17 protein-coding genes are annotated in these 19,721 nt (G+C 50.2%); 12 read left to right on the forward strand and 5 right to left on the reverse strand.

What is annotated here, in order from left to right; genetic code table 11:
• The first annotated feature begins 1 nt into the window (after window position 1).
• The 12 genes from J7I12_RS09540 to J7I12_RS09595 all read left to right on the forward strand — a co-directional run bounded on the left by J7I12_RS09540 (window position 2) and on the right by J7I12_RS09595 (window position 14,309).
• Window positions 2–1,069 carry a lytic murein transglycosylase gene (locus J7I12_RS09540; RefSeq protein ID WP_288907723.1) on the forward strand — a complete coding sequence of 356 codons (1,068 nt, stop codon included), beginning with the start codon at window positions 2–4 and terminating at the stop codon, window positions 1,067–1,069.
• Window positions 1,070–1,385: 316 nt separating this feature from the next.
• On the forward strand, window positions 1,386–2,534 hold the full coding sequence (locus J7I12_RS09545) for a tyrosine-type recombinase/integrase (RefSeq protein WP_303193060.1): 1,149 nt from the start codon (window positions 1,386–1,388) through the stop codon (window positions 2,532–2,534).
• Window positions 2,531–3,583 carry a hypothetical protein gene (locus tag J7I12_RS09550; protein WP_303193059.1) on the forward strand — a complete coding sequence of 351 codons (1,053 nt, stop codon included), beginning with the start codon at window positions 2,531–2,533 and terminating at the stop codon, window positions 3,581–3,583. Before J7I12_RS09545 ends, J7I12_RS09550 begins: the two co-directional genes overlap by 4 nt.
• Before the next feature lie 528 nt (window positions 3,584–4,111).
• Window positions 4,112–4,237, forward strand: coding sequence for a hypothetical protein (locus tag J7I12_RS09555; RefSeq protein WP_498794168.1), 126 nt, complete (start codon window positions 4,112–4,114; stop codon window positions 4,235–4,237).
• A gap of 160 nt (window positions 4,238–4,397) precedes the next feature.
• A complete protein-coding gene (locus tag J7I12_RS09560) occupies window positions 4,398–4,925 on the forward strand; it encodes a hypothetical protein (protein WP_303193058.1) in 528 nt (175 codons plus the stop codon).
• Window positions 4,918–6,813: a DUF3987 domain-containing protein gene (locus J7I12_RS09565; RefSeq protein ID WP_498793601.1), complete on the forward strand. Its 1,896-nt coding sequence runs from the start codon at window positions 4,918–4,920 to the stop codon at window positions 6,811–6,813. Before J7I12_RS09560 ends, J7I12_RS09565 begins: the two co-directional genes overlap by 8 nt.
• A 957-nt stretch (window positions 6,814–7,770) precedes the next feature.
• Window positions 7,771–8,439 carry a YagK/YfjJ domain-containing protein gene (locus J7I12_RS09570; protein ID WP_498793603.1) on the forward strand — a complete coding sequence of 223 codons (669 nt, stop codon included), beginning with the start codon at window positions 7,771–7,773 and terminating at the stop codon, window positions 8,437–8,439.
• Window positions 8,440–8,645: 206 nt separating this feature from the next.
• Window positions 8,646–9,518, forward strand: coding sequence for a ParB/RepB/Spo0J family partition protein (locus J7I12_RS09575; RefSeq protein WP_303192887.1), 873 nt, complete (start codon window positions 8,646–8,648; stop codon window positions 9,516–9,518).
• Window positions 9,519–9,640: 122 nt separating this feature from the next.
• A complete protein-coding gene (locus tag J7I12_RS09580) occupies window positions 9,641–9,922 on the forward strand; it encodes a hypothetical protein (protein WP_303192888.1) in 282 nt (93 codons plus the stop codon).
• A gap of 16 nt (window positions 9,923–9,938) precedes the next feature.
• Window positions 9,939–10,124, forward strand: a complete 186-nt coding sequence (locus J7I12_RS09585) for a hypothetical protein (protein WP_215646934.1) — start codon at window positions 9,939–9,941, stop codon at window positions 10,122–10,124.
• A 552-nt stretch (window positions 10,125–10,676) separates the two neighbouring features.
• Window positions 10,677–11,156 (forward strand): BREX-3 system P-loop-containing protein BrxF, encoded by a 480-nt coding sequence (gene brxF / locus J7I12_RS09590; protein ID WP_303192889.1) that lies wholly within the window; start codon window positions 10,677–10,679, stop codon window positions 11,154–11,156.
• 15 nt (window positions 11,157–11,171) lie between these two features.
• Window positions 11,172–14,309: a DUF6079 family protein gene (locus J7I12_RS09595; protein ID WP_498793606.1), complete on the forward strand. Its 3,138-nt coding sequence runs from the start codon at window positions 11,172–11,174 to the stop codon at window positions 14,307–14,309.
• Window positions 14,310–14,369: 60 nt separating this feature from the next.
• Here J7I12_RS09595 and J7I12_RS09600 read toward each other — a convergent pair whose 3' ends face one another.
• The 5 genes from J7I12_RS09600 to J7I12_RS09620 all read right to left on the reverse strand — a co-directional run bounded on the left by J7I12_RS09600 (window position 14,370) and on the right by J7I12_RS09620 (window position 19,717).
• A complete protein-coding gene (locus J7I12_RS09600) occupies window positions 14,370–14,723 on the reverse strand; it encodes a DUF488 domain-containing protein (protein WP_303192891.1) in 354 nt (117 codons plus the stop codon).
• Between the two features lie 565 nt (window positions 14,724–15,288).
• On the reverse strand, window positions 15,289–16,026 hold the full coding sequence (locus tag J7I12_RS09605) for a DUF542 domain-containing protein (RefSeq protein WP_303192892.1): 738 nt from the start codon (window positions 16,024–16,026) through the stop codon (window positions 15,289–15,291).
• Between the two features lie 698 nt (window positions 16,027–16,724).
• Complete coding sequence (locus J7I12_RS09610; RefSeq protein WP_303192893.1) at window positions 16,725–17,423, reverse strand: ABC transporter ATP-binding protein; 699 nt, start codon at window positions 17,421–17,423, stop codon at window positions 16,725–16,727.
• Window positions 17,424–17,426: 3 nt separating this feature from the next.
• Window positions 17,427–18,560 carry an ABC transporter permease gene (locus J7I12_RS09615; protein ID WP_303192894.1) on the reverse strand — a complete coding sequence of 378 codons (1,134 nt, stop codon included), beginning with the start codon at window positions 18,558–18,560 and terminating at the stop codon, window positions 17,427–17,429.
• Entirely contained in the window at window positions 18,557–19,717 is a 1,161-nt protein-coding gene (locus J7I12_RS09620) for an efflux RND transporter periplasmic adaptor subunit (RefSeq protein ID WP_498793609.1), read from the reverse strand. The genes J7I12_RS09615 and J7I12_RS09620 overlap by 4 nt, the downstream gene beginning before the upstream one ends.
• Window positions 19,718–19,721 lie beyond the last annotated feature (4 nt).

Genomic DNA, 19,721 nt, shown 5'->3' on the forward strand with positions numbered 1-19,721 from the left:
CATGACCCCTCCCCTCCTCCCCATGTGCCGCTCTCTGGTCTGCCGCCTCTGCATCCTGCTGGTCTGTCTGTTCTGCTCCGCCTGTGGTGCACGTGAGGCCCCTGAGGCCGCCGGTCTGGAGGAAGCCCCTTTGTCCGCCCCCGACGCTGCCTGTAACGACGCGTCGGGGGCGGCCCAACCCTGGTCCGCACCCAGTGCGGCCGCCGGTGCCGCCAACGCTTCCACAGCATCTCCGGCCGCCCTGCCCGCAGTCTGGCAACCTTTGGCGCAGCGTCTGGCAGCCGATGGCCTTTCCGGCCCGCGGGTGACGGCCTTGCTCCAAAGCCTGGGACCCACGGCCAGCCAGGCCCCCATGGGCCGTAAAATGCGCGAGCTCTACCAACGCCGCTTTTTCCCTCGGCCCCCTTCCACCAAACCTGCGCAGCAGTATTATAAAGGCGTGGTCAGCGCAGCCAACGCCCGTCAGTGTCGCGCTTTTATAACCGCGCACCAGGCGGATTTCAGCGCGGCGGCAACCCGCTACGGCGTGCCCCCTTCCGTGGCCGTGGCCCTGCTTTTTGTGGAAACGCGCCTGGGTAAGGTGCTGGCCGACGTGCCCGAAAACGCCTTCCACACGCTGGCCAGCATGGCCGTGAGCCGCAGCCCTCAAGACATTACGGATTGGTTGCCCCGCATGCCAGGCTATGAGGCCCACCTGGACTGGTTTGCCGCCACCATGCCCAAACGGGCCGACTGGGCCTACAAGGAAACCCGCGCCCTGGTGGAACACATGCTGCGCGATAACGTGCCCCCCTCACACCTGCCCGGCTCCATCTATGGCGCTGTGGGCCTCTGCCAGTTCATGCCCTCCAATATCGCCGTGTACGGCGCAGACGGCAACGGCGACGGCCGCGTGGACCTCTTCGATACCTCCGACGCCATCGCCAGTCTGGCCAACTATCTGGCCCGTCACGGCTGGAAACCCGGGCTGCCCCGCGCCCGGCAGCACAAAATCCTCATGGCCTACAACCACTCTGACGTCTACGCCAACACCATTCTGGCTCTGGCAGATCTGGTGGAACAGCCGTAGGCGCGTAAAATTTCTGTTTAGTAAAATCTTATCATGTGGCGCGCAGGCGGCACAACCTGACAAAAAACCACAAAAAAGCGGTCAGCCTTTTACGGCTGACCGCTTGCTTTCTTATGGTGCGCCCGGCGAGATTCGAACTCACGACCTTTGGCTCCGGAGGCCAACTTTCAATATTTACACCTAGTTTCATCAATTTTTTTTATTTTATAATTTTAATAGATTGTAAAATTGTTTTCTTGCATTTTGTTCTATACTTTGCCATCAAAAGTCAAGCACAGGGTTGGAAATAGGGTTGGAATATTGGTGGAGGAAGTTTATGGCGAGTCAGACTCGTGTGAAGACAAATTACCCCGGAGTGTTCTACCGGCTTGCTGAGCGTAAAGGCAAACCCGGTGAAGAGCGGGTCTATTATATTGTTTTTAAGCAAGATTCTAAGGTCGTTGAAGAAAAAGTTGGTAGGCAGTATGCGGACGATATGACTCCTGCTAAGGCGTCCGGAATACGAGCTGAGCGGATTGAAGGGAAGCGCGCTTCTCGTAAGGAGATTCGCGAGGCAGCTCTTGCGGCAAAGGCAGCCGAGGCTGCTAAGCCGACAATTGCTAGACTTTGGAGTCAGTATCAACTTGCTTTTGATGATGATAAAGTAAGAAAATCTGATGTGAGCAGGTATAATATCTATATATGTGAAATTTTTAAAAACAAAACGCCTAATGAAATAACAACATTAGAAATAGATAAGCTCCGTCATATGCTGCTCAAAGCAGGTAAAAGTCCGCAAACAACAAAACACATACTCGCATTGCTTCGTCGGATAATCAAATTTGGCGTCAGAAAAGGGCTATGTGCATCACCAGATCCATCCGTGCTCCATTTTGAGATGCCAAAGGTAGACAATCAGAAAACGGAAAGTTTAACCGGCGAGCAGTTGAATAAATACCTAGAAGCAATTGATATGGAAGCAGATCAAGACGCCGCCGCCTTGTTAAAGCTCGCGTTAGTTACGGGCATGCGCAAGGGTGCTTTGCTGGCGTTGCAGTGGAGTGATATCGATTTTGAAAGGGATTTTATTTTGCTTCGTGGTGAAGCCGCTAAGAAAGGTAAAACAGAACGTATACCACTCTCACATGCGGCCAGAATTGTACTTCAAGGAGTTAGAAGAGTCGATAGCTTGTATGTGTTTCCGGGAAGAAACGGTGAGCAGCGGAAGGAATACCGAAAAATAGCAGAGAGGGTGAAAAGGCGCGCTGGCCTGCCTGAAGATTTTCGTCCGCTGCATGGGTTGCGTCATGCCTATGCTTCGCTTCTTGCCTCCAGTGGAAAGGTCGACCTATACACATTGCAGAAGTTGTTGACGCATTCAAGCCCTCAGATGACCCAGCGTTACGCACACTTGGCAGATGAAGCGTTGCAACGTGCAGCTAGCATCGCCGATGAAATCTTTGACATGGACACGGAGAAAAAGTGATGCCAAATCTAGCCCTTGACCAAACAAACATAGAAGAGTCCTTTTTCTTTTGTGAATATGCGAAACGCAGATTTGAGATGTCAAAATTTAATGATGGTCAGATAACTGAAACTATTGACAACTTGAACTATCGCTCAAGAGAGATATTCTGTGATGATGTACCAAAAGGGTTTGATATAGATTTGCTTACTGATGTTATCTACGTACGTGAAGCTTCGATGCTTGGGTTGGCTCATACTGTTTCATTTCCTGAGCTTAGGGATTACATAATCTTCCTCGCAAATGCTCCAGATATTGAACGCCTGTTTGATATTACAAATCATTTCAATGTAAGCGCCGCCTGTTTACCTTTCCCCTATGAGATGGCTGAGATCGCCATGCTGACAAAGTCCGGAGAGGATATCCCAATCACATTCAAAGCTCTCAAAAAAAATGATAGGAGATGCGTAATCCTATCTAATAGTGATTGCAGGTATGTCTATTTCGGCATTGATAAAAACCTTCAACTCGATGAAATTATAGATCTTATTAAAAAGAATGCGACCCTTTTTAAGTCGCGCAATGACTACGAAAATTGTGAAAGAAAGGATATTATCAAGGAAGTACATAAGCAATCTAACTTAAAAACGCATAGGCAGGCCTTACATAATGTGTTTAATAAGTCTATGGGGTTGTTAATATACGATTTATATATTGATAGTGATTTTGATCTTGAACGCGCTTTGGAGCGGCATCGGAAACATTGCTCTGAAATCAAATGTGATCCAAGAAAAACTGATACATCTGAGGACTGTGGACAATGCAAACATTTTTCTAGATGTTCAGAGCTTTGGAGAAAGCAGTTCAATATAGCTGTTGGTAAAATAAAAGATACTGATAGTTCTGAGGAATGGTTGAACCTTATAAAAATTAATCAAAATAAGCGTCTTATACGGAGGCCAACAAGTTTTTTTAAATACACCATTGATAAACCAAGCCAATCAGTAATTTTAGCATCGCAAAAATTTATTCATGATGCGTTGTGTAAAGTGGCAGCTAGAAAATTATAATAAAAAGAAGCCACGTCACCGATGAATCAACAATTTAGGTGCTTTCTCAAGTGCTGCACTCCTAACTTATTTATCATCTCAATCGATTTTCTCAATGCCTTTTTTTGCCGTCTTGCATGCTGCGCACTGAACAACGTCGGCAAATGGCATTCTCATAGCCGAGATTGTTGCTTACCAAGTGGAAGGAACATTGAAGTTTTGCCACGGGCACGTTGCTTCATATTAAAATCCCTATCGCTTGCAGACAATCAGGGAATTTTTCCTTCTCTCACCGTCCTCGCAGTGTGTCTTTAGCCGAGCCTCGAACGCGCCTGCTTGGCCGTTAATAAAACAGATTACTGATAGCATATTTAAGCGCTCCTCGAGGTGCTCGCGCTCCCCTTACTCTCTTTTCTTCCACTATAAGAATAGCCAGTGCCCCAAAAACTGAATTGGAGGTTGGCTATGCCTACCATTGAGACCACATGTCAATGCTTGACTGAGCAAGAAGTTTCAGCCCGAACCGGGCTAAGCCTTTCCACGCTCCGTATGCACCGTTTTACGCGAAGAGGGCTCCCTTACATAAAAATAGGGCGCTCAGTGCGATACCGCGTATGCGATCTTGAAGCATACCTTGCAAATCACCGCATTGCCCCCGAAGGAAACAGCAGATGATTTTTCGCTGGCTTCTTCGCATATTGTCGCGTCCCAGATCATGCCATTAATCGTCCCCTCCAGCAGCCACAGCTGCTGGAGGGGTGCAGAAAATAATTGTCTGAGGTTAGGTTAAGTTCCCGCCTTGTTAGCTGAACTATCGAGGCGGAGCCGTACCAATTTGAAAATAAACAACTTCATTGCCGTTATAAGTGCAGCCGTATTTGTTTACTCCTGCCACTCCGTTTGGTGGGGCGATGTGAAAGGTCCGACTGCAGATATGAAGGGGAAAAATATGCCTGTATTATCGGTCATCACGCGCGAAGCCGCGTCATTAGCAAAAGATGAGGAGCAATCCGATATCGTTCTATCTGAGCCAACAGGCCATACGCCAGCCCACCGACATAGGCCAACTCGAGGCGAAGAATATGCTATTTTGGGTGCGTACGCCAAAGGTATGCCTATACCTGAGATAAAAACTAAATTTAATGTTTCAAACACACAAGTGGCGAGAATCCTAGCGAAAGGATTCGATGCTCGTGCAATATGCCCCACAGCCCCCAAGTATCAATTGATTCAAAATGAAAAAAAGTATCAGCAGCTTTTTTCAATGCTAGAATGTAACGCTGCACCTTTCTTGAAAATAGAAAAAGTAGGCAATGCTCTGCTTATCAAGCCGTATACCCCAGAAGGATATGTTCATGAGTAGCAACAACCCTGAAAAAATTAATATTACGGAAAATTCAAGCATATCTACACCACGTACTGCTCTAGAAAAAAGAATGAATGAGGATACTCAAAAAATCAAGGATGCTATGGAAAAAGAGGTTGCTAGTTGGGCTGTTCCACAAGAAGTACCAGCGGCGGAGGTCCCGCTGCCTCCCTCAAACAATCTCTCCCCTAGGCCAGATGAAGGTCAAAATTTTCTCCAGGATGATAAAAATGTTTCTTCTAGCAACAAATCATCAACTTATCATAAAACGAGAAAACGATTTGTTGATTTTGTCAGTGCAGCCAATCGTGCACATCGGGAAAATAGTATATTTGAGCGTCGCCACCATGATTTTTATGTAAGAAGGTCGCTAGATGATGAGCGATGGTATCGTGATCGAGATGAAATCATTCCACTGGAAAAAGTATCACAGGGCGACGAGATGCCTGAACTGCCACCTACGTTACACGAATTAGTAAAAGGCATGGCCCATGCCACAGGGCTACAGTATCTTGGCGTCACGTTGGCTATTTTAGGGGCGACTTTGATTGCAGTCCGAGGCCGTGTTTGGGTTCGAATAAATAGGAACTGGCGTGAATTTGCGGTCAGTATGCATCTTCAATCTGCTCCATCAGGGTTTCGAAAGACGCAATTTGTAGAGATGTTACAGCGGCCATTCAAGACTTATATGGAACAAAAAAATCTTGCGTATAGTGCAAGTCGAAAGACTGATGAGGAAAAGAACTCTATCACAACGCAAGTTGCTACAGCGTTGTGCAAAGGGCGTATAAAAGCAGTAGTCTCAAAAAATCTTGAGGGTAGCCTGCCAGATCTGTCAGAAATTGACGCAATTATTAACAACTGTGTGGAAGAAAAAGCGCACATTATGAGCCTCAAGCGATATGTACCATATGCCTGTTGTCTCTTTGTTAATAAGTGTTCAACTCCAAAAGCGCTTGAATTGCTAATTGAAAATGGTGGATGCTTAGGGTGTATTACAGATGAGGCGGATATGCTGACGTCCACGTTGCTGAATCCTCAACATGGAATTCCTTCTCTTGTCCTGCACGGGCATACCGGTCAGTACTTCAGTGAACAAAATTGCCGAAAGGCAATGACGTTTCAACAAATAGCACTTCCGATGGTTCACATTGTCCAACCTCACGAAATGGCGCTGCTTTATTCAAATGGCCGCAAGATTGAGCAAGGTTTAGTAGCTCGGTTCGTCCCATTTTTCTATGATACCTCCGAGGACCCTGTAGAAATTGGAGAAGGGGCGTTTGATGACTATTTCAGTGTTATTTCAGGCCTGCTGGAAAAATTTTATTCACAAGATTGCCAAGTGGAGCCTTTGGAAATTGGCTTGTCCGAGAAAGGGGAAAATGTCATTTATGAATTTGGAGAAATTGTAAAAAGAGATATTAGGCCAAAGATGCCCGTTTCTGGGCACCCATACTGCGATAAATCATGTGGGCTTGCCGCGCGATTGGCATTTGCAATTCATGCGTGGAATAATGTTGATCCGCTTGACGGCAACATAACAGCAGAAGAAGTAGAGCAAGCCTGCAATATCGTATATGAAACCTTTCATCATGCTTTGCACGCATATTCTCCGACGGGATTGAGGGCATACCCCGGAGCTGTCCGGATCATAAACACGCTGCTTAACATCAATTACGAAGAAAGAAGCCATATTATTTCTCATGGGCTTGATTCCCGGAGAATTGAGCAGCGCATCAAGCTTTCTCGTGATGGGATTAATGATTCTCTCAGATTCCTTGAATTCCATAATGCCCTGAGCATCTACGATGATTCGAGCCCAAATCTTAAGCTGCACGTTCATAGAGATTTTTTTAGATTCTTCAGTCAGAAGAGATATAAATAATCAGCGTTAGGCGTTTGCACGGGGATACCCCCGTGCAAACTAAGCATGAATAATCGCTGAGGGCGTCAACAGCCCCTTCAGGGGCATTCCATGATATTCTTTAAAAACAGCTAACGGAACTCTCCACCACAATTCCGATATCTTCCCAGTCAAGCAGAGTCGAGCTTCTTGATCGTCTTTAACGAGCGACCTGCAATTTCACTGTATTTGTTGCTTCGCGCTGAATTAATAGGCTGGTGAAGCTCGTGTGGCGGGAAATTGGTTATAAAGGGCGCTAGCGCCGTATTCGCACTATTTCTGCACGTTTGCTATGGCGTTCATGCTCCTCTGGCATGCTGGTAGAGGCAAAATCATTGAAATACGCTTCAGGTGCTGCTGGCGTTCTCAATCCATGCTGTATGGGGGCTGCCGTGTTCCGGAAAATGAATACCAAGGCAACAGCATATCGTTATAGTGTAAGGGCTGTCAGGTCGAAAAAATGCGACAGCCATGCATCAAAAACGGCTACATTGAGGATAACATGGCGAATGTAGGCCTTTTTATGAAACAAAGCATGCAAATTTTGCCATCACTAAGCGTTATGATGAATGCTTACATTATAACCAATGGAATCGCTCAATAAGCTTATTATAAATTATCTTTAAAATTGTGCTCACGTCGTTTTACAAAATTCATTATTTTTACATGCCATCTAATAGAAAACTTTATCGCAACAATACTATGTGAAAATATTCAGCATATCTCAGAAGTAACTTTCTTTATACTCCGTGTAGTGCGTATTTGGCTATCCCGGTTTTAGTAGTGTCTTAATAATAATCATAAAAAAGCTATTTGCTACAAATGATACGTGCATTCTTTAGAATAAATTATAAACACGATGTTTATTGCCAGTGGTATGTTTATTAGCCATAAAAGTAATAACTATGACAGAGTAAAAGTAAGCCAAGGGAGATGGTCATGGCAAAAGACACCACTTCTGGGAATAAATACAGAGGCTACACAATTAACAATGGGCAAGATGGTAACCTCCATTGTCATATAAAAACATTAGACCAGATCATAGACACTGTTGAACACATGACAGCAGAGCACTCAAGGGTGTTGTCAGTACGCCTTGATATTCAGAACACAGCAACTGGTTGTCTCTGGAATAATGGGCAAGAGATTGACTATGCACTCGACAGCAAGGACATGACCAGGATTATTGAAAGTGCAACACGTACCCTAAACTCAAAATCAAAAGAAGGAAAAAATGATCCTGATGTGCATTGGGTCTGGACAACAGAAAGGGTCTCACCAGATGACAAGCCACACTTTCATGTAAATGCGTTTGTCAACGGCAATGCAATTCAAAACGGCTATTCCGTTAAAGAAGCTGTGAGTAGGGCAGTCAAAAACAAACTGCAAAACGCAAATAGCACGCCCAATGAAAGCTATGATGGGCTTGTTAACTTTTCTGGTAGCAATGGAGCCAAGGGGAAGCTCATAGAGCGCAATTCCCCTGAAGTCGAACAACAGATCGATGACGTGGTCTATGCAGGCAGCTACTTGGCTAAAACCCGCACCAAAGAATTTAATCCCAAGGGCTCAAGGGTTTCTTCATGCACAAGGATTCCTCGAAAATGATGTTGCGAGTTGCGGAGGTAGTGGTATCCTCCAGACCTCTCGAATAAGCCTTTATGTTCGCAGGACATCGGGGTCCTGGTTTGTGTTGACTTTTTTTGTCAATCATCCCTACGCTAATGAAAAGGCCTGCTCGCAGACTTTATTGGTTGTTTTGGTGACTTCGGAGTTCCGAAGTGTGAAATAGTTAAAAAATACGAGGTTTTACTGTGCCTATTGATCCGCCCAAGGTATCGACAAGTGCTCAATCTGTCCCACAGAACCCTGTGGGTGTTAGCTCAAAGATTGAGATGCTCAAGATATCAGAGATATCCCCTGATAATAATCAGCCCCGGCGCTATTTTGATAAACAGCAACTTGAAGAGTTGAAAGGCTCTATTAGTGTTAATGGAATTATTACTCCGATTCTATACCGGGTTGATGGCGATAAAAAAGTAATAGTCTCAGGTGAGCGTAGATATAAGGCGGCATCAGAACTTGGTCTTGAAGAATTACCAGCTCAGTTGGTATCTGGAGATTACAGGGTCATTGCTTTGACCGAGAATTTGCAGCGCAATTCTCTCCTGCCCATGGAAGAAGCTCGAGCCATCCAGGATATCATCAATGCATCTGGTTTAGCTCAACAAGGCGTTGCAGTTCAATTGGGCAAGGCAGAAAGTACTATCTCAGAGATACTCAAGCTCAATAGCCTCCCATCTGGCATACAAGAAGCGGCTATTACGAGTCCCCTTTGGTCGCGCAATAAACTGCTTAAACTTTCAAAATTAAAAGATGATAAGCAGCAAGCTGAATTCAAAAAGATGCTAGAGGCCATCGAAAAGAAGGAAGCAGCCAAAAAGTCGCGAGATTCTAGTTCTGGTGAAGCAGGGCAGAAACCTACTGCCCAACCGGAAAATAAGACTCCCAAAATAGACCGCAGATTGACCGCATTCAAAGGTCACATCCAAAAGTTGCGCGATAGAATCAAGAAAGATGTAGAAAAAATAACGGATGCTCGTTTTAGAGAAGGCATTGAAAAGGAGATACGAGCTCTACTGGATGAAGTCTCTGCCTATCAGAAAGGCAAATCCGAAGAGAATTAACTGTTTCACTCAAAATATTTGAGGGTGTTGCTTTACTGGCAACACCCTTTTTTTATTTTATTATCTGCTTATTATATGCATTCCCACACCAACCCTTATCAGCCCAGCATGCAGGAGAACACATGCAACAATACTGGCAACGCAATTTTGAGCGTTCTGAAAGACTAATAAACCATGGCCTCGGTACAGAAGCTTTTTTTAGGTCAATCGAACAGGAATTGCCCCCTGTGGTATCACGGGCTGAACTGGCAAAGGCAACTGGTGGGCTCATTTCAGCAAAAACGCTGTCCAATGAAGACGCTTTGCACAAAGGCCCCGCAGAGCGTGTACGGGCAGGGTCAAAGATTGGCTACCCCCGCGCCTCAGTCATGGCGTATATTCGGAAAAAATTTAAACTGTTATGAAAAATTTGAGGTGATTATGTACGGTTTTACCCCGCGCAGTGCCAATCAGCCTGCTTCTGACAAGCAACTTTGCTATGCCTATGACCTCGCGGAGCGGCAGGGCCTAGACGCTGAAGCGCTTTGCTCAATACACTTCAGTAAAGAATTTGCTGAGATGACAGCAAATGAGGCCAGCCAGCTTATTGATCTGCTAAGGGTGTGAAAGGAGTTGAGGGGTGCATACCAATGTTTGATGCAACATCCCTAGTCTGGCCTTGGCTTCATCGCCCCCGAACCGAATAATTGTAGTCCCAGTAACGTTGCCACGCCCCGCCATGCGGCACGCCTGAAACAACAACGCAACTTTCTGGCTGGTTCACTGCTCGACAGAACCCCTCGCTGATTTCCGGGGGTATGGTCGCATCCGTGCGGCTGCTTAAATGCCGCTGGGGCAAGTGCTGCAGCGATGGAGCCACCGCCTTAGGGTTCAAAGTTTCTGCAAGCTAGCTCACGCCCTGCAGGTTTGCCCAAGCATCAATATCAAGATTGCCTGCAACTGTTCCCAGAAAGGTCACATCCTGCCTCATGGCAGCAAGTAGTGCCGCAGCCCCGCCACCGTCAGAAAACCCGACCATTATGCCTCGTTTGCTCCAAAGATTCTTGCTAATGATTAGAGCAGGCTCTAGTCTGCAAAAAAAATCGATTGCGTTCGAAACTCGGGGCTTGATAATGGTACTGACAAAAAAATCAATAGACTCTACTGAGAAAGAAATATATGACTGAAAATATTCATAATACACTAATACAGTCCATCCAGGCTGTTGAAGGTCTCTATTACCGCCTGATTCTACTGGTAGGCAAAACCGGTTCAGGCAAGACAAGAGTTCTTCGAAAATTGGCCGAGACTGTCGGCTCATCCGTCGTCAACGTCAATCTGGCGCTTTCCAGCGAACTCTTGGAGCTGACGGCAAAGCAGAGGTCGCTTCGGTTGCCGGGCATCCTCGATCAGATCGCGGATCAGGCTCAAGCACCGGTGGTGCTGGATAATCTCGAGATCCTCTTCGACAAGGATCTCCAGCAGGACCCCTTGCGCCTGCTGCAGTCCATTTCGAGAAATCGGGCCGTGGTGGCTTCGTGGAACGGAATCATGAATTCCGGGAGGCTTTTGTACGCCGAAAACGGCCATCCCGAGTACCGCAGCTATGACTCGGTCGATGCGCTGATTGTGGGCATGGATGGTACAGACACGGAATAGAGAGGCAGGGCAAGCATGAAATACGGAGACCTTATCCAGTTCGACCCGATTGAGTCGGTCGTTCAATTACGAGACGCGGACAAATCCAGCGCCGCGCACACACTCGTAAACACCTATGTCATTTCCGAGGAAATGGCCGAACGGCTCACGCAGCTTGTCATTCCTCAGATGCAGTTCGACCAGCCGGTCGACAACAAAGGCCTGCTGGTCGTCGGTAACTACGGCACCGGTAAGTCGCACTTGATGTCGGTGGTCTCCAGTCTTGCCGCAGACGCCTTCCTGCTGGAAGGGCTGAACCACTCCGGTGTCCGCGACGCAGCCTCTCAGATCGCCGGTCGGTTCAAGGTCATCCGTACCGAAATCGGAGCCACCACCATGTCCCTGCGCGACATCCTAGTGGCCGAACTGGAAGAACATCTCGAAAAACTCGGCGTGGAGTATGTGTTCCCCGAAGCCGGGACCATTACCAGCCACAAACGGGCCTTCGAGGACATGATGGCCAAGTTTGGCGAGATCTTCCCCGAACACGGACTGCTGCTTGTGGTCGACGAGCTGCTCGACTACTTGCGCACCCGCAAGGACCAGGAGCTGATCCTCGACCTCAACTTCCTCCGCGAGGTCGGCGAGGTCTGCAAGGACCTGCGCTTCCGCTTCATGGCCGGTGTCCAGGAAGCCATTTTCGATAGCCCGCGCTTCGCCTTTGTCGCCGACAGCATCCGCCGGGTGAAGGACCGCTTCGAGCAGATCCTCATTGCCCGTAGCGACGTCAAATTCGTTGTGGCCGAGCGTCTGCTTAAGAAGACCACAGAGCAACAGGCCAAGATCCGCGACTACCTGATGCCCTTTGCCAAATACTATGGCGGCCTCAACGAGCGCATGGACGAGTTCGTCCGGCTCTTTCCCGTGCATCCCGATTACATCGACACCTTCGAGCGGGTTACCGTGGTGGAAAAACGCGAGGTGCTCAAAACCCTGTCCATAGGTATGAAGGGCATTCTCGGTAAGGACGTGCCGCAGGACGAGCCTGGCCTGATCGCCTTCGACAGCTACTGGAACACGCTCAAGCAGAACGCCTCGTTCCGCGCCATTCCCGAGATCCGGGCGGTCATCGATTGCAGCCAGGTGCTGGAATCCCGCATCGAGAACGCCATCACCCGTAAGCAATACAAGCCGATGGCGCTGCGCCTCATCCATGCGCTGTCCGTCCACCGCCTCACCACCGGCGACATCTATGCTCCCATGGGCGCATCCGCCGAGGAGCTGCGCGACCGCCTCTGTCTTTTCGATCCGCTGATCGCCGAGCTGGGCAGCGACGAACCGGATAAGGACTTGCAGACCCATGTGGAAACGGTCCTGCGCGAGATCCACAAAACGGTCAGCGGCCAGTTCATCTCCTTCAATGCCGACAACCGCCAGTTCTATCTCGACCTGAAGAAGACCGACGACTTCGACGCCCTGATCGACAAGCGGGCCGAAAGCCTGGGCCAGGCCCAGCTCGACCGTTTCTATTACGAGGCGCTCAAGCGGGTCATGGAATGCCAGGATGCCACCTACGTGACCGGCTACAAGATCTGGCAGCACGAACTGGTCTGGCAGGAGCACAAGGCCGCCCGCACAGGCTACCTCTTTTTCGGCGCTCCCAACGAGCGCTCTACCGCCGTGCCGCAGCGGGACTTCTACCTCTACTTCATCCAGCCCAACGATCCGCCGCGCTTCAAGGACGACAAGGTCAACGACGAGGTCTTTTTCCGCCTGAAAGGCACCGACGAGGAATTCCAGACCGCGCTGAAGAGTTACGCGGCAGCCCTGGATCTTGCCGCCACCTCCTCGGGCCACGCCAAGGCCACCTATGAATCGAAGGCCAACGGTTTCCTGAAGAAGCTGGTCCAGTGGCTGCAGAAGCACATGAGCGATGCCTTCGAGGTCACTTATCAGGGCCGCGCCAAGTCCATGACCGAATGGGCCAAGGGCAAATCCATCCGCGATCTGTCCGGTCTGTCGCCCCACGAGACTATCAATTTCCGTGACCTGGTGAACACCATTGCCGGTGTCTGCCTGGCACCGAACTTCGAGAACCAGGCCCCGGACTACCCGTTCTTCTCGGTCCTGATCACCGGCAACAACCGCGCCCAGGCAGCGCAGGACGCCCTGCGAGCCATCGCCGGGCAGAACCGCACCAAGCAGGCCACCGCCGTGCTGGACGCCCTGGAGCTGCTCGACGGTGAGAAGATCGACCCCTACAAGTCGAAGTACACCACGTTCATCCTCGATGCCGTCAAGGGCAAGGGCCACGGCCAGGTGGTCAACCGCAACGAGATCATCCAGGACGACCACGGTCTGGAATACATGAACCCCGGCGGTGGTCGGCTTGAACCGGAATGGGTGGCGGTCATCCTGGCTTCGCTGGTCTATTCCGGCGACATCGTGCTCGCCATTCCGGGCAAAAAGTTTGACGCCACCGGACTACAGCAGCTTGCTGCGACCGGCATGGACGAGCTGGTCCGCTTCAAGCACCTGGAGCAGCCCAAGGAATGGAACCTGCCCGCGCTCAAAGCGCTGTTCGAACTGCTCGGCATGACGCCGGGCATGGCCCAGCTCGTCACCCAGGGCAAGGACGAGCCGGTGCAGAACCTGCAACAAGCGGTGGGCAAGATCGTCAAGCGCATCGTCATGACCCAGCAGACCCTGCGCGAAGGGCTCTCCTTCTGGGGCCTGGACCTGCTCGCGGGAACCGACCTAGCCAGCCAGGCCAGCGGGCTGGACGAGGCCAAGGGCTTCTTTGAATCGCTCCAGGCCTACTCCTCGCCGGGTAAGCTGAAAAACTTCCGCTACAGCGCTCCCGAAGTGCTGGCGCACGAAAAGGCCGTGAAGGCCCTAGATGAGCTGGACGCCCTGCGCGAGTTCATCATGGACCACAGCCCGACGGCGTCCTGGCTCTCCACCGCCGAGGCGGTGCTGCCCGCCGAGCATGACTGGGTGGATCGCATGAAGACCACCCGGCAGGATGTGCTGGATGCCCTCAAGCAGGCCGACCTGACCGAGCTGGCGCAGCGCTTGTCTTCCGGAGTGTCTCATATATGCTCCTTGGGATGCGCAGACGGCGGCGTCAGCGCAATGGGCTTTCCACTGTGTGTCAGTGGTGCTGACTATTGAACATGTTGGCGGTTGTGCAGCGATGATTACGCTCACAAAAACCGTAAAGTGCGGGCAAGATTACCCGGCGTGTCGGCATATATATTCCAGTAGAGCCACGGCGTTGTTATGCTTGTCGTCCTTTGCGGCGTGTAGCAGTGTCACCAACTGATGCTCCGCCAACGTGCGCAGCTGCGCTACCGCATCCGGGGCATGGCTCAACTCCACGAAGTAGCGCTCTCGAAATGTCGTCCATTTTGCAGGGTCGTGGGCAAACCATTTGCGCAGCTCCGTAGAGGGGGCAATTTCCTTGAGCCAGAGCTCCACACGGGCTTCTTCCTTTGTCATGCCGCGCGGCCAGATGCGGTCCACCAGAATGCGCAGGCCGTCTGCGGCCAAGGGTTGGTCGTAGATGCGTTTGAGGGCAAAACTCATAGATACTCCTTCAATGCCAGTTACAGGCTAACCTGTTTACTTTGAAAGAGCCGCGCCACCAATGGCAGTGTTGCCAGATATATAAAACTCAGGGGGAGCGGACGAGAAGCCTTTTGCGTATTCCTACCCCATCATGCAAAATGCACTGCAAAAATTAGACGGCAGAGAGCACGAGGCTCAGTAGCGCCACATAGTGCAGTAGCCATGCGTGGGGCATACAGGCGTGGTGAATAACGAGCGCAGCAGCGTGGGCATAAAGAAATCGAAGGGATATAGCATAGCCTGCTGCACGGTTGCGGTGAAGAGTGAGCAACGCCCAATACCCATCACTTCCAGACAAAACACTATAACTTAAGTAACTTGCATAAAAAATCTGCAAAGGGATGCGAAAACAGTGCGACGATATGAACATGATGATGTTGGCTGAAGCACGCCCATGGACGCCAGAGCCAGCATGACCACGTTCGTCTCCTTCCGCGCAGTCGCTCAAAGGTGAAGGGCACGTGAAGATTAGCAATTTTCCTGTCTTATCATACGCCATCTTCACGCAGGTACTGCGGTACAGTTATGTTGTCCGTACCTGTTCCTCCAAACTTATCGCCTTGGGAAAAAGAATGTTGTTTTCCAGAAAGATATGCTCGTGAAGATCAGCTTCAAGTTGTTGCAGACCATCGTACAGGGCCCTGAATGAGGTGCAGAAGTCCGGCAGCACTGCGTAGTTCTGTGTGGTCTTGCGCAGGGCCTCCAGCAACCTACCCGCCCCTTCGTGTTCATAAATCATCTGGCCTATGGGATTACGCACCGAGCCGCAGTGCGATTGGGCGGGGGGGCCGCCAGCGGTCTGTTGTTCCAGTGCGCAAATAAGGGGGAAGAGAATGTTTTCCTCTTTGGGCAGATGCCCCAGCAGCTCCTGGCGCAGGGGCTCAAAGCTGCGGGCTACTTCGGTCAGCATGGCACCGTGCCGCTCGGCATGGGCCTTGCGTACCTTGTCCAAGAGCTCCTGAAGATGGGGGAGAGTGCTGTACAGGTAGGCATGGTGCGTATCCACAATGTGGCGACACAATTCGCAGGGGAGAACGGCGCGCCAGTCTTTTTGTGGTGCGCGCAGGGGCAGGGGGCGTTCCAGAGCCTTGTGCAGCTCCTGCACAACATTTTCCACAGGGTGGGCGATGGCAAGTGCGGCATCCCGCAAGGGCTTTTGCCCGCCGCAGCAGGTATCTATGCCCATGGTCTCTAAAGCTTCACGCAATCGTGTGTCGGCCAGTGCAATGTCGCTGACCTTCATGTCGGCTGTGATGTTCATGGTACGCCTCCAAGAAATTAACTGGTTGGAGTGTTTTCACACCAAGGGGAACGCCCTGCGCCAGCTATTGCGCGGTATTTTGCAAAAACTGCCGGGCGTGTGCTCCTACTTTTTCACGAACGTAAAGAAGTGCACATAGACCTGTTTTCACATACCGGTGGCTTACCTCTGCCGCAAGACGTTCTTCCCGACGGTTTGTCGTGGCTGTTTCGAAAATCTGGGCGGCATTGTCCAAAAATGGGTTTCTCCAGCGGTAATACATGCTCTGAGTGATTGATATTAATGCTTCCCGGCTATGGATATATAACTATCGTCAGAATTTCGAATAGTTATGATACAAAAAAGTTGCAAAAAGCATCGCGCCTCAAGGAGATTTTGAACATAAGCCATGCTACAACATTTTTCTCTCAAATTCTATTTATGAATCCCAGACATTTTTTCAAAAACTAAAAGAGCAGTATAAAACCGGACGTTCGCTCCATCAGTTTGGTTTCAAAGAGCAGTTTACGGTAATGGTCTTTATCCGACCTGCAGCAAGGTGCTGCAACGCGATATGTTCGGCATGTATCAAACTGTCATGCCCAAAAGTGCGGGGTATGCGCTTCCTTGACCCTGCAAAAAAACCAGTGCTCTCGTGCTACAGCTGGGGCTTGCAAAATGCCTCTTCGCTCCGAATACGGATGGGCAACAGAGCCGCCTCAGTCATCCTGCACCAGTTTGCCGTCCCGGAGGTAAAATGTTTGATCAAAACGATCAAAAATTTTTTCATCGTGGGTTACAACCAATACCGTGGCGTTTTGCTCTGCGGCTACTTTGCGAAACAAATCCATCACAACGCCAGCGCGTTCTGAATCTAGGGCAGCGGTGGGTTCGTCAGCGAGAATAATTCGGGGCTTGTTGGCCAATGCCCGGGCAATGGCGACCCGCTGGGCTTCTCCGCCAGAAAGCCGTGACGGCGCCGTTTCACTTCTGTGCTCAACCTGCAGATATTTTAACAAATCCATCGCGCGTTGGCGGGCTGCATCTGGTGAAACTTTGGCAAGTTCTAAAACAATGGCAATGTTTTCAGCGGCATTTAAAAAAGGCAGCAGATTGTGAAACTGGAATATAAAACCAATGCTGTCCAACCGCAGACGGCGTAAATCCTTCTGCCGCCATCCCCCGTCATAAACAAGCTGTCCATCGAGTTCCATGCGCCCGCTGCTTGGCTCCAGGATGCACCCAATGATATTGAGCAGGGTACTTTTGCCGGAACCGCTCGGGCCAAGCAATCCAACAACCTCACCCGGATACACCTGCAACGAAATTTGCTTTAGGGCGTCAACTTGCGCATCGCCCTGCCCAAATGATTTTGAAAGGTTCTGAATGTTGACCAGCGGCATTCTGTGGTTGGACATATTCTATCCTCCCAAAGCTACGGCAGGCTCAATTTTCAGCGCAAGGCGCACACCCATGCCACTGGCAAGCACACATAAAATCAGCACTGCGCAGGCCAAAGACAATCCGTCCTCTGGCATAAGGATTACCTGCCGGGGAAAATAGTTCTTGGTAAGCCTGATAAGCAAGGCTCCCAAGGAAAAACCGATCACAGCCATGGCTACAGCTTCCTGAACAATAAGCCCAACAATGATGCTGTCTGGAGCGCCAATCAATTTGAGCGTGGCTATCTCGCGCCTTTTATCCATGGTCATGGTATAAATAAGAAGTGAAATGATGACGGAAGAAACGGCAAGCAACACGACAGTGAAAAGCCCGATCTGGCGGCGAGATTTGTCGACCACCGATTTTATCAAGATATCCTCCTGAATTGACTGGCTTAACCCCGTGAGATGTTTCCAGCGGCTAACGGACTGCACGACCCTCTCTGGATTTGCTCCTGTCGCAACTTTAACAACCACCGCGTTGATGATATCCCTGCTGGCTGGCGCGGTGCCACGCTCGGCTTCCCGCCGCGCAACCGGGGGCTCCAGTTCAAATTGCAGGCGTTGCGCGTCCTGCAACGTAATATAGGCCACAGGGTCACCGCCCGAAGAAACCTGGTTTTGGGTCAACCCCACCACAACAAACGTGTTTCGCCCCAAGCGAACCTCTTCGCCCAAACTTAGCCCGCTCTTGATGTCAGCCAACATTTCATAGTGACCACGGGTTATAAAACGCCCCGCGATTGTATTCGCGGGTTCTCCTGGTCTCCCTGGCTCATATCCCACCATGTAAAGCCTGATCTTTTTTTCGTTGTGCGTAGTTTCAACTGATTGATAGGTTATAGAGCCTGATGCGGCCACCGTAGACAGGCTGGCAATTATTTCCCTGGTATCACCAGGTATTCTTGACGATTCAGCGAAAGGACCTTTTTTTCCAGCCTCCACTACCCACAGATCGGCCTCAGGCGCTCTGGACAAAGACAACGCTTCTTCAACCAGGCCGCGATAAATGCCGACCATCGATAGCACAAGACCCAAAAGCAGGCTGAGCCCCAGGCACGTCAGCGAGAATCTCCCCAAATTGTGCCGGATATCATGCGCCGCCAGATTCATGGAATGCTCCGTGGCAGTATTACCGCTCTACGGCCTTGCCGTAAGCTGGGCGACGGAGTAGCAACTACCTGGCTTGCTTCGGGCAATCCCTGGATCACCGGCAGAGAGCCTTCAAGCGTGCCTTGCCCAAAGCTCAATCGGCGCAGATGGAGTGTGCCGTTCTCCAACGTCCAAACCTCTCCACTGTTACCATTCCGCTCAGAAATCTGGGTTTCCGGAACCAGCACCACGTCATTCAAAAGATCAGTTGAAATGACCACCTCGGCCTGCTCGCCCAGGTGAAAATCACGCGGGCAATTCCCCCAGGTCACGTAAATACGCCGTTCTTCGCCTATTCTGTCACTTTCCAGATCCACCCGCGCGACCCTGCCGACAAATCGCTGCCCAGGAAGGGACCGTAGGCGAACCTCAGCCGGCTGACCAACCTCTATATGTCCAGCCTTTGCCTCGTCGACAAAGGCGCGAACCCATACCGAGCAGGGATCCACCAGCGTGAAAGCTGGTTCCCCGGTTTGCAGCATTGTGCCCATTTCAGCGTGACGGCTTATGATCATGGCGTCATACGGTGCCGTTAGAAAATGCTGAGACAGCACTTCCTTTGATAAACTGACTTGAACCTCTGCATCCCTTAAACTTGCGGCGGCTGCTGCAACCTCAGCTCCAGCCAAATCCACTTCGGCTTCAGCTGTTTTGGTTGCGGCAAGCGATACCTCAACTTCTTCAACTGTGACCGCGTTTTGTTGTTTCAACATATGGCGGCGATTGCTTTGTTGCTGCTTCAACGCAAGGTTAATGCGCGATTTTTGAAAATTGGCCTTCGCAATATTTAGGTTGGCTCTGGCCTTTTCCAGGTTTGCCAAAGCCTTGGCCACCTGATTTTCTTGTTCCACGTTGTCCAGAACAGCCAGAACCTGGCCCTTCTTTACAACATCGCCGTGGTCAGCCTTTAATTCACGCAGAATCCCGTTTACCTTGAACCCCACGTTTGATTTGACTTTCGCCTCCACCGTTCCAAGGCCAAATACCTGAATTTGCGCCTCTGGAATCGGTTCAATGACCTGGACAGCAACGGGGTGAAAATACATGTAACTCGGCACGACAACGGCAATTATGCCAATAAATGCCGTTGATAGAATCATTCTGTTAAATTTGGGCATGAAT

This window comes from Desulfovibrio diazotrophicus, from assembly GCF_902498985.2.
GTDB classification, from domain to species: Bacteria; Desulfobacterota; Desulfovibrionia; order Desulfovibrionales; family Desulfovibrionaceae; genus Desulfovibrio; species Desulfovibrio legallii.

Coding starts and splice junctions, on each gene's coding strand:
- J7I12_RS09620 (WP_498793609.1), bottom strand. CDS start 19,717: ATGCCCAAATTTAACAGAATGATTCTATCAACGGCATTTATTGGCATA.
- J7I12_RS09585 (WP_215646934.1), top strand. CDS start 9,939: ATGTACGGTTTTACCCCGCGCAGTGCCAATCAGCCTGCTTCTGACAAG.
- J7I12_RS09600 (WP_303192891.1), bottom strand. CDS start 14,723: ATGAGTTTTGCCCTCAAACGCATCTACGACCAACCCTTGGCCGCAGAC.
- J7I12_RS09565 (WP_498793601.1), top strand. CDS start 4,918: ATGAGTAGCAACAACCCTGAAAAAATTAATATTACGGAAAATTCAAGC.
- J7I12_RS09595 (WP_498793606.1), top strand. CDS start 11,172: ATGAAATACGGAGACCTTATCCAGTTCGACCCGATTGAGTCGGTCGTT.
- brxF (WP_303192889.1), top strand. CDS start 10,677: ATGACTGAAAATATTCATAATACACTAATACAGTCCATCCAGGCTGTT.
- J7I12_RS09545 (WP_303193060.1), top strand. CDS start 1,386: ATGGCGAGTCAGACTCGTGTGAAGACAAATTACCCCGGAGTGTTCTAC.
- J7I12_RS09540 (WP_288907723.1), top strand. CDS start 2: ATGACCCCTCCCCTCCTCCCCATGTGCCGCTCTCTGGTCTGCCGCCTC.
- J7I12_RS09610 (WP_303192893.1), bottom strand. CDS start 17,423: ATGTCCAACCACAGAATGCCGCTGGTCAACATTCAGAACCTTTCAAAA.
- J7I12_RS09570 (WP_498793603.1), top strand. CDS start 7,771: ATGGCAAAAGACACCACTTCTGGGAATAAATACAGAGGCTACACAATT.
- J7I12_RS09605 (WP_303192892.1), bottom strand. CDS start 16,026: ATGAACATCACAGCCGACATGAAGGTCAGCGACATTGCACTGGCCGAC.
- J7I12_RS09555 (WP_498794168.1), top strand. CDS start 4,112: ATGCACCGTTTTACGCGAAGAGGGCTCCCTTACATAAAAATAGGGCGC.
- J7I12_RS09580 (WP_303192888.1), top strand. CDS start 9,641: ATGCAACAATACTGGCAACGCAATTTTGAGCGTTCTGAAAGACTAATA.
- J7I12_RS09615 (WP_303192894.1), bottom strand. CDS start 18,560: ATGAATCTGGCGGCGCATGATATCCGGCACAATTTGGGGAGATTCTCG.